The organism is Streptomyces sp. NPDC047085 (genome assembly GCF_040643735.1).
In the GTDB taxonomy this organism is placed as follows: domain Bacteria; phylum Actinomycetota; class Actinomycetes; order Streptomycetales; family Streptomycetaceae; genus Streptomyces.
Genome location: NZ_JBEYUW010000001.1, coordinates 178,798 through 194,333, shown reverse-complemented (window position 1 = coordinate 194,333; position 15,536 = coordinate 178,798). Strand labels below are relative to the sequence as shown.

The following is a 15,536-nucleotide window of genomic DNA, read 5'->3' as shown; positions in this document are numbered from 1 at the left end:
CTCCTGGTGTCCCGTCCCGGGCCGGGAAGATCCCGGCCCGGAATCCGGTCGTGTCGAGCGAGATCAGTCGCGGTGGTTCTTCTTGGAGGCCGGGTCCTTGGCCTGCTTGTCCACCGCGGCCTGGCACCGCTTCAGCCACTCCTTGGGCTGAATGCGCTTGGCCATCAGCTCGTTGGACGCCGCCTCGATGGCGGTGCCCATCTCGCTGTACCACTCGGTGTACAGGTAGCGGAAGGTGTTGTCACCGGCCGCCTTGGACGCGTCGACGGTGGACTGGGTGCCCGGGCGCAGCTGGACGCTCGGGTCGACGCCGTCCTTGAGGATGGTGAGGGAGTTGGCCTCCTTGGCGAACAGCGTCGACCACTCCTTGGAGAGCATGCGCCGCATGAACTCCTTGGCCGCGGGCAGGTTCTTGGCCTTCGCCGGGATGATGAAGGGCTCGCCGGAGCCGGCCCGGATCGCCTCGAACGGCAGCTTGCTGTCGGGCAGCAGCGGCATCGGCATGAACTTCATGTCGAAGTCGTCCGGCGTCTGCTTGAGCTGCTCGTTCTCCAGCCAGGAGCCGCAGGTGATGAAGGCGGCCTTGTACTGGTTCCAGCGGGTCTGGGACTCGGTGTGGGTCAGGCCGTTGGTGCCGGGCATCAACAGGCCCTTCTCGACGACCTCGTAGATCGCCTCGACGCCCTCCTGCGCCGCGGCGGAGCCGACGAACGCCTTGGGGTCGAGGTTGTCGATCGCCTTCATGGCGTCCAGACCGCCCTTCTTGGCGATCATGTCCATGATGGCGACGTTGATGTAGTACGGGTACTTGCCCTGGTGGGCCAGACCGCCGATGCCCTGCTTCTTGGCGTCCTGACAGATGGTGATGAAGTCGGCCCAGGTCTTGGGCTCCTCCCAGCCCTTCTCCTTGAAGAGCTTGCCGGAGTACCACAGACCCCACACCGTGTAGATGTAGTTGAGGGCGACGGTCTTGCCCTCCTGCATGCCCGCGTCGAGGGTGCCGGGGATGATGAGGTCCCGGACCTTCTTGCTCGGGTCGTCCACGGCCGGCGCGTCGAGGACCTCGGAGAGGTCGAGCAGCGAGCCGTTCTTGTACAGGACGTCGATCTTGATCTGCTGGGCGCCGGAGTCGTCCACGATGTCCGGCGGGTTGCCCGCGTTGAAGCGCGGCTGGAGCTTGCCGGTGATCTCCTGGGTGCCGGTGTGGGTCGAGGTGACGCCGAGCTTCTTGTTGAAGTCGGCCTCCCACGCCTTGGCGTAGTCGTCGCCGTAGCCGCCCTTGAAGACGACGACATCGAGCTTGCCGCCCTTTTCCACTCCGAAGGGGTTCGTCTTGGACGTCTTGCCCTTCGAGGTGTTGTCGTTGCTGTCGTCGCCCCCGCCGCTGGCACAGGCGGAAAGGGCCGTCAGCCCCGGTACCGCGATCAGGCCGAGCGCGGCGGACCGCTTGATCAGATCGCGGCGGCCGACGCCGTCGCCATCGTGGTGCACGGTGGATCCCATGCTCAAGTCCTCGCCTTCTCCAGGACTCAGGCGGTGAACCGGATCCTCCCCGGCACCGCGGTCGGGTAGTGCTGGGTCGTGCTGGAAGTGCCGACAGGTATAGTCCACTTCCCGCCAGCGGAGCAAGATCGAATGCAAGGTTGACGGGTGGTCTTTTCCGAGTTGAGACCTCACGGAAATATGAGCCGCCGATGAGTGCTCTGCGCGAAAAATTCCCGACATAGGCCCCTGAATGCCACACCCAACACCCTTGACATCAAGGGTCACTTGACGACCTACTGGTTCCTGCGCATCGAAGTGACAACGTTGTCCACAGCGGAGTGCAGGAGGGGAATCCGTAGATGCAGCGGAGAACTCGGCACAGATTCGGTCCGGCGGTCGTCCTCACGGCCGCCTTTGTCATGGCCGTCGGCACCCAGGGCGCGGCGGTCGCGCTGCCGGCCAAGGCTCCGGCAGCCGACGGGGAGTTCGCATCCTCGTTCGAGGCGGGCGATCCGGCGCCCGACTGGCTCAACACCGTCGACACGGGAGCGGACGGCGGCAAACGCGCCTCGGGCGTGGACGGCGGCTACAGCACCGGCATCCCGGGCAATGTCACCGACCATGTGACCGAGGTCCGGGCGAGCGGCGAGAACACGGGCGCGGGCGAGGTGGCGGAGAACCTCGCCGACGGCGAGCCCGGCACCAAGTGGCTGACCTTCCAGCCCACCGGCTGGGTCGAGTTCGACCTGGACAAGCCCGTCAAACTGGTCACCTACGCGCTCACCTCGGCCAACGACTACGCCACCCGCGACCCGAAGGACTGGACGCTCCTCGGCTCGACGGACGGCAAGGACTGGAAGACCGTCGACACCCGCACCGGCGAATCCTTCCCGGACCGGTTCCAGACCAAATCGTACGATCTGACCCAGCCGGCCGAATACCAGCACTTCCGGCTGGAGGTGACGAGGAACAACGGGGCGTCGGGCATCCTGCAACTCGCCGACGTGCAGTTCTCCACCGGTGGCACGGGCGGCCCGGTGCCGCAGGACATGCTGTCGCTGGTCGACAAGGGCCCGAGCGGCTCGCCCACGGCCAAGGCGCGGGCCGGATTCACCGGTACGCGTGCCCTGCGTTACGCCGGACGGCACACGGCGAGCGGGCGGGCGTACTCGTACAACAAGGTCTTCGACGTGGACGTGCCGGTCGGCGCCCGCACGCAGTTGTCGTACCGCATCTTCCCGTCCATGGCCGACGGCGACCGTGACTACGACGCGACGAACGTCTCCGTCGACCTGGCCTTCACGGACGGCACCTACCTCAGCGACCTGGGCGCGAGCGACCAGCACGGCTTCCCGCTGACGCCGCGCGGCCAGGGCGCCTCGAAGGTGCTGTACGTCAACCAGTGGAACAACGTGGTCTCGTCGATCGGCTCGGTGGCGGCCGGCAAGACCGTCGACCGGATCCTGGTGGCGTACGACTCGCCGAACGGGCCGACGAAGTTCCGCGGCTGGCTCGACGACGTGGCGATCCGGCCGGTCGCGCCCGAGAAGCCGAAGGCGCACCTGTCGGACTACGCGCTGACCACCCGCGGCACCAACTCCAGCGGCAGCTTCTCGCGGGGCAACAACTTCCCGGCGACCGCCGTCCCGCACGGCTTCAACTTCTGGACGCCGGTCACCAACGCGTCCTCACTGAGCTGGCTGTACGAGTACGCACGTGCGAACAACGACGCCAACCTGCCCACCATCCAGGCGTTCAGCGCGAGCCACGAGCCGAGCCCCTGGATGGGCGACCGGCAGACCTTCCAGGTGATGCCGTCCGCCGCGGCCGGCACCCCGGACACCGGACGGGACGCGCGGGAGCTGGCCTTCCGGCACGAGAACGAGACCGCGCGGCCGTACTACTACGGCGTCCGGTTCGAGAACGGGCTGAAGGCGGAGATAGCACCGACCGACCACGCCGCCGCACTGCGCTTCACCTACCCGGGCGACGACGCGAGCGTGCTCTTCGACAACGTCACCGAGCAGGCGGGCCTGACCCTGGACAAGGAGCACGGGATCGTCACCGGCTACTCCGACGTCAAGTCGGGGCTGTCGACGGGCGCGACCCGGCTGTTCGTGTACGGCGAGTTCGACAAGCCGGTGACGGACGGCTCCGCCACCGGGGTCAAGGGCTACCTCCGCTTCGACGCCGGCTCCGACCACACGGTCACCCTGCGCCTGGCGACCTCCCTCATCGGCATCGACCAGGCGAAGGACAACCTGCGCCAGGAGATCCCGGACGGCACGTCCTTCGACACGGTCAAGGAGCAGGCCCAGCAGGCGTGGGACGAGGTGCTCGGCAGGGTCGAGGTGGAGGGGGCGACCCCGGAGCAGCTGACCACCCTGTACTCCAGCCTGTACCGGCTGTACCTGTACCCGAACTCCGGCTTCGAGAAGGTGGGCGGGAAGGACCAGTACGCCTCTCCGTTCTCCCCGATGCCGGGCCCGGACACCCCGACGCACACCGGCGCGAAGATCGTCGACGGCAAGGTGTACGTCAACAACGGCTTCTGGGACACCTACAGGACCACGTGGCCGGCGTACTCCTTCCTGACCCCGTCCCAGGCGGGCGAGATGGTCGACGGGTTCGTGCAGCAGTACAAGGACGGCGGCTGGACCTCGCGCTGGTCCTCCCCCGGCTACGCCGACCTGATGACCGGCACCTCCTCGGACGTGGCGTTCGCCGACGCGTACGTGAAGGGCGTGACGTTCGACGCGAAGGCGGCCTACGACGCGGCCGTGAAGAACGCGACGGTCGTCCCGCCGTCCTCGGGCGTGGGCCGCAAGGGCATGGCCACCTCGCCGTTCCTCGGCTACACCAGCACCGACACGCACGAGGGCCTGTCCTGGGCGATGGAGGGCTACGTCAACGACTACGGCATCGCCAGGATGGGCGAGGCGCTGTACAAGAAGACCGGCGTCAAGCGCTACCAGGAGGAAGCGGCGTACTTCCGCAACCGCGCCCAGGACTACGTGAACCTCTTCGACTCCCAGGCCCGCTTCTTCCAGGGCCGGGACGCCCAGGGGAACTGGCGCGTGGACTCCACGAAGTTCGACCCGCGCGTCTGGGGCTACGACTACACGGAGACCAACGGCTGGGGCTACGCCTTCACCGCCCCGCAGGACAGCCGGGGTCTGGCCAACCTGTACGGCGGCCGGGCCGGCCTCGCGGAGAAGCTCGACGAGTACTTCGCCACCCCGGAGACCGCCTCGCCGGACTTCGTCGGCTCCTACGGCGGTGTCATCCACGAGATGACCGAGGCCCGGGACGTCCGGATGGGCATGTACGGCCACTCCAACCAGGTCGCGCACCACGTGCTCTACATGTACGACGCGGCCGGCCGGCCCTGGAAGACGCAGGCCAACGTCCGCGAGGCGCTCTCCCGCCTCTACACGGGCAGCGAGATCGGGCAGGGCTACCACGGCGACGAGGACAACGGCGAGCAGTCGGCCTGGTACCTGTTCTCCTCGCTGGGCTTCTACCCGTTGGTCATGGGCAGTGGTGACTACGCCATCGGCTCCCCGCTGTTCAAGAAGGCGACCGTGCACCTGGAGAACGGCCGGGACCTGGTCATCAAGGCGCCGGCGAACAGCGCGAAGAACGTGTACGTGCAGAGCGTGAAGCTCAACGGCCGGGCCTGGACCTCCACGTCGCTCCCCCACAAGCTGCTGGCCCAGGGCGGGGTGCTGGAGTTCCACATGGGCGCCAAGCCGTCCAGCTGGGGCACGGGCAAGGACGCGGCCCCGGTCTCCATCACCCAGGACGACAAGGTGCCGACCCCGCGCGCGGACGTGCTGAAGGGCTCCGGTGCCCTCTTCGACAACACGTCGGCGACCAGTGCGACGGTCACCTCGCTGGACCTGCCGACCGGCGCCGCCGCCAAGGCCGTCCAGTACACGCTGACCTCATCCGCGGACCGCGCGTTGGCGCCGACCGCCTGGACCCTGCAGGGCTCCACGGACGGCACGACGTGGAAGACGCTGGACAGCCGCTCCGGTGAAGCGTTCACGTGGGACCGCCAGACCCGGGCGTTCACCATCGCCTCGCCGGGCTCGTACTCCAAGTACCGCCTGGTCCTCAGCGGCGCGTCGACGCTCGCGGAGGTGGAGCTGCTGGCCTGACGTACCGCTGACGACCGAGGGGGTGGGCCGCCGGGGACTTCCGGCGGCCCGCCCCCTCGAAGGTTCAGTCGCGGGTGCGCTCCACTGCCGCTTCCAGTTCTGCCACACGGCGCGGCGCGTCGATGGAGCGGACCAGTTCCAGCGCCTCGCCATAGGCTTCGCGGGCCGCGGCGGGACGCCCGGCGTGCAGGTGGATGTCTCCGAGGATGGTCAGCATGGTCGCGAGGCCGGCCAGGTCGCCCCGGTCGCGGTGGAACTCGATCGCGGGGGCCAGCACTCCCTCGGCGTCGCCGTGCCGGCCCATCTGGTCGTACGCCAGGGCAAGATGCCACTGGCACCAGACGATCTCGGCGTCGTCGCCGCGTCGCCGGCTCTCCGTGAGGGCGTCCTCCAGCACGCGTGCGGCGTCCTGCGGCCGGTCGAGGTGCCGGTACGCGTCCGCGATGTGCGCGGCGAGCCAGATCTCGGCTCCCTTGTCGCCGCGTCGCCGGTAGAGGGCCCGAGCCTCGGCATAGCGGCGCAGGCCGTCCTGCGGGCGGTCCAGGTCGCACTGCAGGTCTCCGTAGTGGGCGAGGATCCACCCCTCTCTGTCCTGGTCGCCCGCGCGGCGCGCGATCTCCAGGGCCCGCTCGTACAGTGCGGTGGTCTCCGCCCGCCGGCCCAGGATGCGCCGCGCCTCCGCGAGATGGATGAGCGAGCCGAGCTCGGCGGACTCGTCGTGCAGCCGGCGTGCCGCCTCCACCGCCATGGCCTTGACCGCCTCCATCTCCTCCCAATGGCTGCGGTGGAAGAGCAGTCCGTAGAGTGAGCCGGCCATCCGAAGGAGCAGTTCCCACTCCTGGACGTCGTGAGCCTGCCGTACGGCCGCCTGGACGTTGACGTGTTCGACGGTGAACCAGTCGATCGCGTCCTGGGGCGGCAGCTCGTGCGCCCCCGGCCTGCTCATCCAGTGATCCAGCCGGTTCGCGTACCACCCGAGGGAGCGCCGGACGGCTTCCTGCCGTTCGGCCTCCGATTCGGTGCGCTCAGCGTGTTCCCCGGCATACAGCCGGAGGAGGTCGTGCAGCCGGTAGCGCCCGCCGGTGATGTCCACGACCTCGACCAGCTGCCGGTCCGCGAGTTCGCCCAGCAGCCGCTCGGCGTCCCCCGGATCGACGTTCGCGCAGCACGCGGCCAGCTCGGGCACGAAATCGGCACCGGGAAGCAGGCCCAGGTGCCGGAACAGGTGGCGGGTGTCTTCCCTGAGCGTTCGGTAACTGATCTCGAAGGTGCTGCGTACCCCCGCGTCCTCGCCGTCCAGTTCCCCCTCCAGCTGGGAGATGCGCTGCCGCTCGTCCGCCAGCACGGTAGCGTGCTCGCTCAGCGGCTTGCGACGGGCGAGCACGTTCCCCGCGGCGATACGAATGGCGAGGGGCAGGCCCCCCAGGAGAGCGACGATCCGGTTCGCGGCGCCCGGCTCCCGGGCGACCCGTTCGGCACCGACGATCCGCTCGAAGAGCCGCAGCGCGTCCACCGTGGGCAACGGCTCCACGGCCAACCGCTCCGCCCCCGTTATCGAGGGCAGAGCGGAGCGGCTGGTGAGAAGCGCGGCGCTGCCCGGCGACGCGGGGAGCAGCGGTACGATCCGGGCCACGTCAGCCACGTTGTCCAGCACGAGCAGGCTGGGGCCGCGTTCGAGCTGTCTCTGCAGCTCGGCCCGGCGCGACGGGCTGTCGGCGGGCAGCTGGTCGCTCTTGAGCCCGAAGGCCTGCAGGAGCTGGATCATGGCGGCGTCGGTGGACACCTCGAAGTGCCCGCCGCCCAGATCCACCTGAATGCGTGCGTGCCGGAAGGTGAGGGCCAGACGGTGTGCGATCTGGGTGGCCAGCTGTGTCTTTCCGACACCGGCCATGCCATGCAGCACCACCACCGGGGCGGTGTCCGCCAGGCGCTCGGTGAGCAGGACGGCCGCCTTCGCGAGCACCCGCTCCCGGTCGGTGAAGTCCGCCACCGCACGGTTCAGGTGCGTGTGGCGGCTCGCCCGGCGTCCCGTGCCCGTCCCGGCGTGCGGCAGGGCCGCCCAGGCGCTGGGCTCGAGGTCCCGCCACCACGGCGTGCCCTCCACCAGGGCCCTCAGGGCATCGACCGGCGCCACGGTCAGGGTCGAGGTTCCCTCGGGGAGATGGTGCTCGGTGATGACGCCCACGGCCAGCGCACCGAGCTCCGGGTCCTCGGCGAACACCACCGCTCCGGACATGCCACGCCACGGCGAGGCATCGTCCCCGCGCGCTGCCAACGGTTCCGGCGTCGAGGTCGTCCGCAGCTCCAGCAGTCCGCGTCGTACGTGGGAGCCCGGCGGGATGACGCCCTCGATCTGCACGCTGTCCCGCAGGGGTACGTCCGCGTGGTCCGCCGGGTGCTCGTTCCATCCCGGGTATCCGATGGCCCAGCAGTTCTCCACCGGTCTGGTCTGGCTCCGGTCGACCCGGGCGAACCTCACGGCGGGCAGGTCGTGCAGGGCGGGATCGGCGCCCACCCGCAGCAGGGCTATGTCGTCGTCGGCGTTCGCGAGGAGCACCTGAGCCTCGAGCCGACTCTGGTCTCCGCGTCGCACGGTGACCAGGTCGTCGGCGACCCCGCCGGTGAGGACGTTGTGCGCGGCGGTCAGCACCAGCCTGCCGCCCACCAGGTAGCCGGAGCCGACGCTCCAGGTGCCGACGGCGCGTCTGCGCAGCACTTCCACCGCGCGCTCCAGCGGGCTGATCACCAGGGCCGTCCGGGGCCGGCCGGGTCAGGGCCTGGTGAAGGAGTCACGCGTCACCTTGACCGGCCTTCCACTGCGATCGACCGGCGCCTCCAGGGTGAGCAGGATCCGCTGGATCTCCTCCCGGCGGTAACTGCCGTCGCCGCCCAGCTCCACGACCCAGAACTTGGCCCGCCCGGTGCCGGACGCCTCACGCGTGATGCCGATGTTCACCTCGAGCTGCACCTGCCCCACGGTGAAGCCGAAGTCCGCTCCCGAGCCGGCGGTGACCGCCTCGGCGAGCTCCTCCCGCAGCGCGGCGATGGTGTCGGCAAGCCCAAGATTCCCCACAGTGGTCTCCCCCGCTTCCCCCGCGTCCGTCGGACGCATCCTTCGCGAGGCGAGTATGCCCTGCCGTGCGGGATGCGAACGCCGGAATCACCAGAATGCTCCGGCTTGTGAACAACCGTCATGTCCTGGTCGGGGCTCCGCGCCACCAGGGCACCACGCTTCGAGGACGAGGCCCGCCCGCCGTCCGGTTCGGGCGGGCCCCTTGTCCGTCGTGGTTCATCCGGTGGCGAGGGTGAACACGTGCAGGTCGGTGTTCTGGGGGAGCCGGACGCTGCTGATCGTCTTGCCGGCCGGGGCCGTGAACGGCTTGGTGGCGAAGACGTACGTCGCCACCGGGTCCTTGTCCGCGCCCGCGACGTTGCGGTACGCGGTCTTGGCGACGATCTCGTTGCCGTACTGGACGGTTCCGCCTCCGCCGCCGACGGTCCAGTCGGTGAAGGACAGGTCGACGGTGTCGGTGGTGCCGTCGGTGTAGGTGACGGTGGCGCTGGTCCGCTGGTTGCCGTTGACCGCGCTGCCGACGAAGGACAACCGGGCGGCGGGGCCGGGCAGTTCGATGGTCTGGCCGGTGGCCGAGGCGTTGTCGGGGCGGGCCGGGGGCGAGCTCGGCCAGGTGAAGGCGAGGCCGTCGACCGTGCCCTGTCCGCCGGGGGTGAGGCCGGCCGCGGCAAGGGCCTGGCGGGAGTAGCTCCAGCCGCCGCCGTCGTAGTCGGCCTCGTCGTGGTCGCCCTCGTCGTCGGAGATCCCGGTGTTGTTGTAGGCGGCGAACAGGGTGCCCGGCTCGGCCACGGTCAGGGAGACCGGCTGTTCGTAGGAGGAGTCTGCGGAGGTCACCGTGACCTTGACGTCGTAGAAGCCCTGCCGGGTGTCCTTCGTGGACGACAGGGTGATCGGCTGCGCGCCGTCGGTCACCGTGCCCTCGGCCGGGGTCGCGGTGATCCCGTCGGGTGTGTCGACCCGGAAGCGGACCTCGGGTCCCGTGCCGCCGCTCACGGACAGCGCGCGGATGTCCACCTTCGTGCTGTCGCCGGGCGCGATCGTCGCCGTGGTCGGGCCGACGCCGATCTGGTACGGCTGCTCGCCCTGCCGGAAGGAGGGCGGCGGGGAGGCCGCTCCCCAGGCGCGGTCCGGGGTGGTGGCGAGGGTGTAGTCGAGGCGGCCGCCGTCCCGGACGAAGGACGCGGGCAGCCACGGCCGGTCGCTGTCGCGGCCGTCGACCTTCAGGGACCGGACGTACGGCGCGTCGGCGGCCGCGCCGCTCGCCCGGACGGAGATGTCGTTGCCGAGCGGACGATGGATCTCGATCCGCTCGAACAACGGGGAGGCGAGGACGAGCTCGGCGCGCGAGGGCACCTGGGGGTACATGCCGAGGGCCGAGAAGACGTACCAGGCGGACATGGCGCCGAGGTCGTCGTTGCCGGGGATGCCGCCGGGCTCGGTCGACCAGAGCTGCCGCATGGCCGCGCGGACGGTCTCCTGCGTCTTGTAGGGGGCGCCGGCGTAGGCGTACAGGTAGGGCACGTTGATGGAGGGCTCGTTGTCCAGTTCGGACTTGGTGCCGCCGTTGCCGGTGAAGGCCCAGCCGCCGTCGGCGGTGTGGAAGAAGGAGTCGAGCCGGGCGAGGGCCTTGTCGGTGCCGCCCATGGCGGCGAAGAGCCCGGCGGGGTTGTGCGGGACCATCCAGGTGTACTGGGCGGCCGTGCCCTCGACGAAGCCGTTGCCGGTGTCGGGGGTGAAGCCGGTGACCCAGCTGCCGTCGGCCTTGCGGTTGGCGATGTAGCCGCCGCCCGGGTCGGCCGCGATGTCGAAGTTGTTCTGCCACCACTGGGCGCGCTTCGCGAAGGCGGCCGCCGTGTCCTTCTCCCCCGCCGCCGCGGCGAGCCGGGACAGGGAGTAGTCGGCGGTGGACATCTCCAGGGTCTCGGCGGCGCCGCCCCAGGCGTTGGAGAGGCTGGGCATGTAGTGCAGCGCGAGGTACTTGTCGAGCGACGGGCGCTGGCCCACGGACAGCACCGGTTTGCCGGCCGCGGACAGGTCCTGCGGTGTGGGGACCGTGGCCGCCTGGACCAGCGAGTCCAGGGCGCCCTTGAGGTCGAAGCCGGTGCCGCCGAAGGCGTGGATGCCGGACAGGGCGGTGGGCGAGGGGTCGCCGTTCATGACGTGGGTGCCGCCGGCGCCGTGCAGCCAGCGGTCCCAGATGCCGCCGTTCTGCGTGGCGATCTCGTAGAGCGACTGGGCGATGTCCGAGCCGGTCCGGGGGTCGAGCAGGGTGAGCAGCTGCACCTGGTCGCGGTAGACGTCCCAGCCGGAGAAGGTGCCGTACTGGGCGCGGTGGCCGCGGCCCACCCGGTGCACCTCGCCGTCGCCGCCCCGGTAGCGGCCGTCGGCGTCGCTGATGACGTTCGGGTGGAAGAGGGAGTGGTACAGGGCGGTGTAGAAGGTGGTGCGCTCGGCGTCCGTGCCGCCGCCGACGCGGACGGCGCCCAGCCGCTCGCGCCAGCCGCGGCGGGCCGCCTCCCTGACCGTGTCGAAGGAGCGGCCGGGCGGGTTCTCCGCGGCGAGGTTGGCCTCGGCGGCCTCCCGGCTGACGTAGGAGATGCCGACCTTGACGTTCACCGGGCCGGTGCCGGGCGCGAACCGCACGTATCCGCCCGAGCCCTTGCCCGCCACGGGCCGGCCGCCGTGCGAGAAGCCGCCCGTGCCGCCGGACGCCTCCAGGGAGCCGGGGCTCAGCTTCTCGTCCTGCCAGGTGCCGCTCGCCGCGAAGGCGCGGTCGAAGCGGGCCGTGAAGTACAGGGTGTAGTAGGAACGCCGGCCCTCCGGGTCGAGGTAGCCGCAGAAGTTCCCCGAGGTGACCGAGCCGGAGACGGTACGAGTCTCGGGGTCGATGGTGATCGTCGAGTCCTCCGAGCCGACCTCGGAGTTGGCGGTGCGCACCAGCAGCGAGGCGGGCTTGTCCGCCGGGTAGGTGAAGCGGGCCGAGCCGGTGCGGGTGGTCGCGGTGAGGTCGGCGGTGACTCCGGAGGCGAGGCCGACCTTGTAGTGGCCGGGCTCGGCGGTCTCGTCGGCGTGGCGGAAGTCCGAGGCGTAGACGGCGTCCTTGGTGTCGCTCGCCGGGGAGGTGGTGACGTCTCCGGCGTACGGGAAGAACGGGATGTCGCCGCTGCCGCCCGCGCAGCCGGTGCCGGACATGTGGGTGAGGCTGAAGCCGCGGATGCGGGTGGCGTCGTAGTGGTAGCCGCCGGGCGCGGCGGTTCTGGTCGCGTCGCCGCGGGTGTTCTCGGGGCTCCAGGACAGCATGCCGAACGGCACGACGGCGCCGGGGAAGACGTCACCGCCGTTCCTGGTGCCGATCAGCGGATCGACGTAGGGGGTCGGGTCCTTGACGAGGTCGGGGGGAGCGGCGCCGGCCGCGAGGGCCGGGGTGGCGCCGCCGGTCGCGAGTACCGCGGCCAGCAGCAGGGACGTGGGACGGAAACGCATGACGCGGCCCTTCCTCCTTGCGGACGGGTCGCGCACCACGGGTCGCACAAGCCGCAGGGACAGTAGCGTGCGTCACCCGCCCCACGGAAGACCGCGTGCGTCGCCGCAGGCAGGGGCCAGGATCACTCGGTCGGGCTACCCCAAGTGGGTTGACATCGTTGTCGGTTGAGGCGGTAAAGTCATGTACAGACCATAAGACAACGTTGTCGCGCCCCACGCGTTCAAGCCGCCCAGCACGCGCAAGGACCGTCAGAAGCACGCGTCAGGACCATCGGAAACCGGTGCGAGGACCGTCGCAAACCGGTGCGAAGACCGTCGGAAATCCGGCGGAAGGGCCGCCGGCCCGCAGGACCATCACCACCCGGGCGGGGACCCGGCCCCCCTCACCCGCCCGGCTCGCGGACCCGGTGCGCACCGTCCACCGGGTCCGCCCGAGCGACCCAGACGGCCCGAACAGCCCTGCGGGCAAAGGAAATGCCGCGTTCTCGAAGGGGCCGGAACAGCCGTGGGAGCGCTCCCACAGCGGCTGATTCCGAACGCGCTCCCACCCCTTGGACCGGGCATAGCCACCAGCATGCACCCGTGCTACAAATGCCACATGTCGGACCGAATCGGCCGACTCAGACGCGTCTCATGGCGCTCGGTGATCGGCAAGAGCCCGCGCAGTGTCGCAGGTCAGGTCTTCCTTCTGCAGGCGGCCCTGGTGGTGCTGCTCGTCGTCTGTGCCGTCGTCGCGCTCGTCGTGCAGTCGGACCGGGACACCAGCACCGAGGCCAAGCGCCGTTCGGTCGCCGTCGCGCAGACCTTCGCGCATTCTCCGGGCGTCGTTCAGGCGGTGCAGTCCCCCGATCCGTCGAAGGTGCTCCAACCCCTCACCGAGGCGGGACGCAAGGCCGCGGGCGTCGACTTCATCGTCGTCATGGACACGCACGGCATCCGCTACACCCACCCCCTGCCGGAAAAGATCGGGCACCGGTTCGTGGGCCGGATCGGGCCGTCCCTGGCCGGCAAGGTCTATACGGAGAGCGTCCACGGACCCCTCGGCCACGAGGTGCAGGCGACCGTTCCCGTGCGGGACACGGACGGCAAGGTGATCGCCCTCGTCTCCGCCGGGCTGAAGGTCAAGAACGTGAGCAGCGAGATGCACCGGCAACTGCCGCTCATCCTGGGCGCCGGAGCCGGGGCCCTCGCGCTCTCGACCGGCGGCACGGCACTGGTGGGCCGGCGGCTGCGGCGGCAGACCCGCAGCCTCGCCCCGGACGAGATGACCCGTATGTACGAGCACCACGACACGGTGCTGCACTCGGTGCGCGAGGGCGTGCTCATCGTCGACGCGGACGGTCTGCTGCTGCTCGCCAACGACGAGGCCCTGCGGCTGCTGGACCTGCCCCCCGGGGCCGAGGGACGCAACCTGCGGGAACTGCCGGAGCTCGACCCCGTGCTGGTCGAGCTGCTCACCTCCGGGCGTGAGGCCAGCGACGAGGTGCACTTCGCCGGGGGACGGCTGCTGGCCGTCAACCAGCGGCCCACGGACTGCGCGGGAGGCCCCGCCGGGACCGTCGTGACCCTCCGCGACTCCACCGAGCTCCAGGCACTGGCCGGCCGGGCGGAGCTGGCACGGGAGCGGCTGGAGCTGCTCTACGACGCGGGACTGGGCATCGGCACCACCCTGGACGTGATCCGCACCGCCGACGAGCTGGCCCAGATCGCCGTCCCCCGCTTCGCCGACTTCGTGACCGTGGACCTGGCCGACGGCGTGCTGCACGGGGACGAGCCGGCGCCCACGGCGACGGACATGCGGCGCGTCGCGGTGGGCGGCATCCGGGACGACCACCCGCTGTACGAGAAGGGCCGGCTGATCGACTTCCTGCCCTCCACCCCGCAGGCGCGCGGCTACGACGCCGGGCGCACCGAGATGGTGACCGACCTGTCCGTCGCCAACGGCTGGCAGGCGCAGGATCCGGAGCGTGCCCGGCAGATCGTGGAGTACGGCATCCACTCGCTCATCACCGCCCCGATCAGGGCCCGCGGGGTCGTGCTGGGCATGGCGAACTTCTGGCGTTCCAAGCGGGATCCGTTCGACGTGGAGGAGCTGTCGCTCGCGGAGGAGCTGGTGGCCCGGGCCGCGGTCAGCATCGACAACGCCCGCCGGTACCAGCGCGAGCACGCCCTGGCCGTCACCCTGCAGCGCAGCCTGCTGCCCCGGGCGCTGCCCGAGCAGAGCGCCCTGGAGGTCGCCTACCGCTATCTCCCGGCCCAGTCCGGGGTGAGCGGCGACTGGTTCGACGTGATCCCGCTGCCGGGCAGCCGGGTGGCGCTGGCCGTCGGCGACGTCGTCGGGCACGGGCTGCACGCCGCCGCGACGATGGGCCGGCTGCGGACCGCGGTGCACAACTTCTCCACCCTCGACCTGCCGCCCGACGAGCTGCTCAGCCACATGGACGACCTGGTCGGCCGCATCGACCAGGACGAGGCGTGTTCGGAGGCCCCCGGGGAGATCGTGGGCGCCACCTGCCTGTACGCGATCTACGACCCGATCACCCGGCGCTGTGTCATGGCGCGCGCGGGGCACCTGGCGCCCGCGCTGGTCCATCCGGACGGCAGCGTCACCTTCCCCGACCTGCCGGCCGGGCCGCCGCTGGGTCTGGGCGGGATGCCGTTCCAGACGGCCGAGCTGGAGCTGGCGGAGGGCACCCAGCTGGTCCTGTACACCGACGGCCTCATCGAGGACCGCAGGCGTGACCTGGACGTCGGCATGGAGCTGCTGCGCCGGTCGCTGGCGGGCCACCCCGAGCGGTCCCCGGAGGAGAGCTGCCGGGCGGTGCTGGCCGAGCTGCTGCCCGAGCGCCCCAAGGACGACGTGGCCCTGCTGATCGCCCGCACCAGGGCGCTGCCGCCCTCCCAGGTCGCCGACTGGGACGTGCCGCGCGACCCGGCGGCCGTGTCGGGGATGCGCGGGGCCGTGTCCGACACCCTCGAGGAGTGGGGCCTGTCCGAGCTGGGCTTCGGCATGGAACTGGTGCTGAGCGAGCTGATCACGAACGCCATCCGCTACGGCTCCGAGCCGATCCATGTACGGCTGATCCACGACCGCACGCTGATCTGCGAGGTGTCCGACGGCAGCAGCACCTCTCCGCATCTGCGGTACGCCGCGACGACCGACGAGGGCGGCCGGGGCCTGTTCCTGGTCTCGCAGCTGGCCGAGCGCTGGGGCACCCGGTACACACCGCAGGGCAAGGTGATCTGGGCGGAGCTGACGGTGCCGGAGACACCGGAGGTGCCGGGATTCCTGGAGATCCCGGACATCCCTCTGGAGTGAGGGAAGTCCGTGA

General features: G+C 70.6%; 6 protein-coding genes. 2 read left to right on the top strand and 4 right to left on the bottom strand.

Annotated features, from left to right (window positions below; translation table 11 throughout):
* Window positions 1-63: 63 nt before the first annotated feature.
* Window positions 64-1,503 carry an N-acetylglucosamine/diacetylchitobiose ABC transporter substrate-binding protein gene (gene ngcE / locus ABZ865_RS00695; protein ID WP_361222015.1) on the bottom strand — a complete coding sequence of 480 codons (1,440 nt, stop codon included), beginning with the start codon at window positions 1,501-1,503 and terminating at the stop codon, window positions 64-66.
* Between the two features lie 341 nt (window positions 1,504-1,844).
* Between ngcE and ABZ865_RS00690 the strand changes: the two genes are divergently transcribed.
* Complete coding sequence (locus tag ABZ865_RS00690) at window positions 1,845-5,648, top strand: GH92 family glycosyl hydrolase (RefSeq protein WP_361222013.1); 3,804 nt, start codon at window positions 1,845-1,847, stop codon at window positions 5,646-5,648.
* A gap of 64 nt (window positions 5,649-5,712) precedes the next feature.
* Here ABZ865_RS00690 and ABZ865_RS00685 read toward each other — a convergent pair whose 3' ends face one another.
* From ABZ865_RS00685 to ABZ865_RS00675, 3 genes are all read right to left on the bottom strand, one after another.
* Entirely contained in the window at window positions 5,713-8,394 is a 2,682-nt protein-coding gene (locus ABZ865_RS00685; RefSeq protein ID WP_361222011.1) for an NB-ARC domain-containing protein, read from the bottom strand.
* A gap of 24 nt (window positions 8,395-8,418) precedes the next feature.
* Entirely contained in the window at window positions 8,419-8,721 is a 303-nt protein-coding gene (locus ABZ865_RS00680; RefSeq protein WP_361222009.1) for a trypco2 family protein, read from the bottom strand.
* A 216-nt stretch (window positions 8,722-8,937) separates the two neighbouring features.
* Complete coding sequence (locus ABZ865_RS00675; RefSeq protein ID WP_361222007.1) at window positions 8,938-12,204, bottom strand: GH92 family glycosyl hydrolase; 3,267 nt, start codon at window positions 12,202-12,204, stop codon at window positions 8,938-8,940.
* Between the two features lie 598 nt (window positions 12,205-12,802).
* Here ABZ865_RS00675 and ABZ865_RS00670 point away from each other — a divergent pair.
* The gene (locus ABZ865_RS00670; protein ID WP_361222005.1) at window positions 12,803-15,523 is read left to right on the top strand and encodes a SpoIIE family protein phosphatase; all 2,721 of its coding nucleotides are present in this window, start codon (window positions 12,803-12,805) and stop codon (window positions 15,521-15,523) included.
* Window positions 15,524-15,536: the final 13 nt, after the last annotated feature.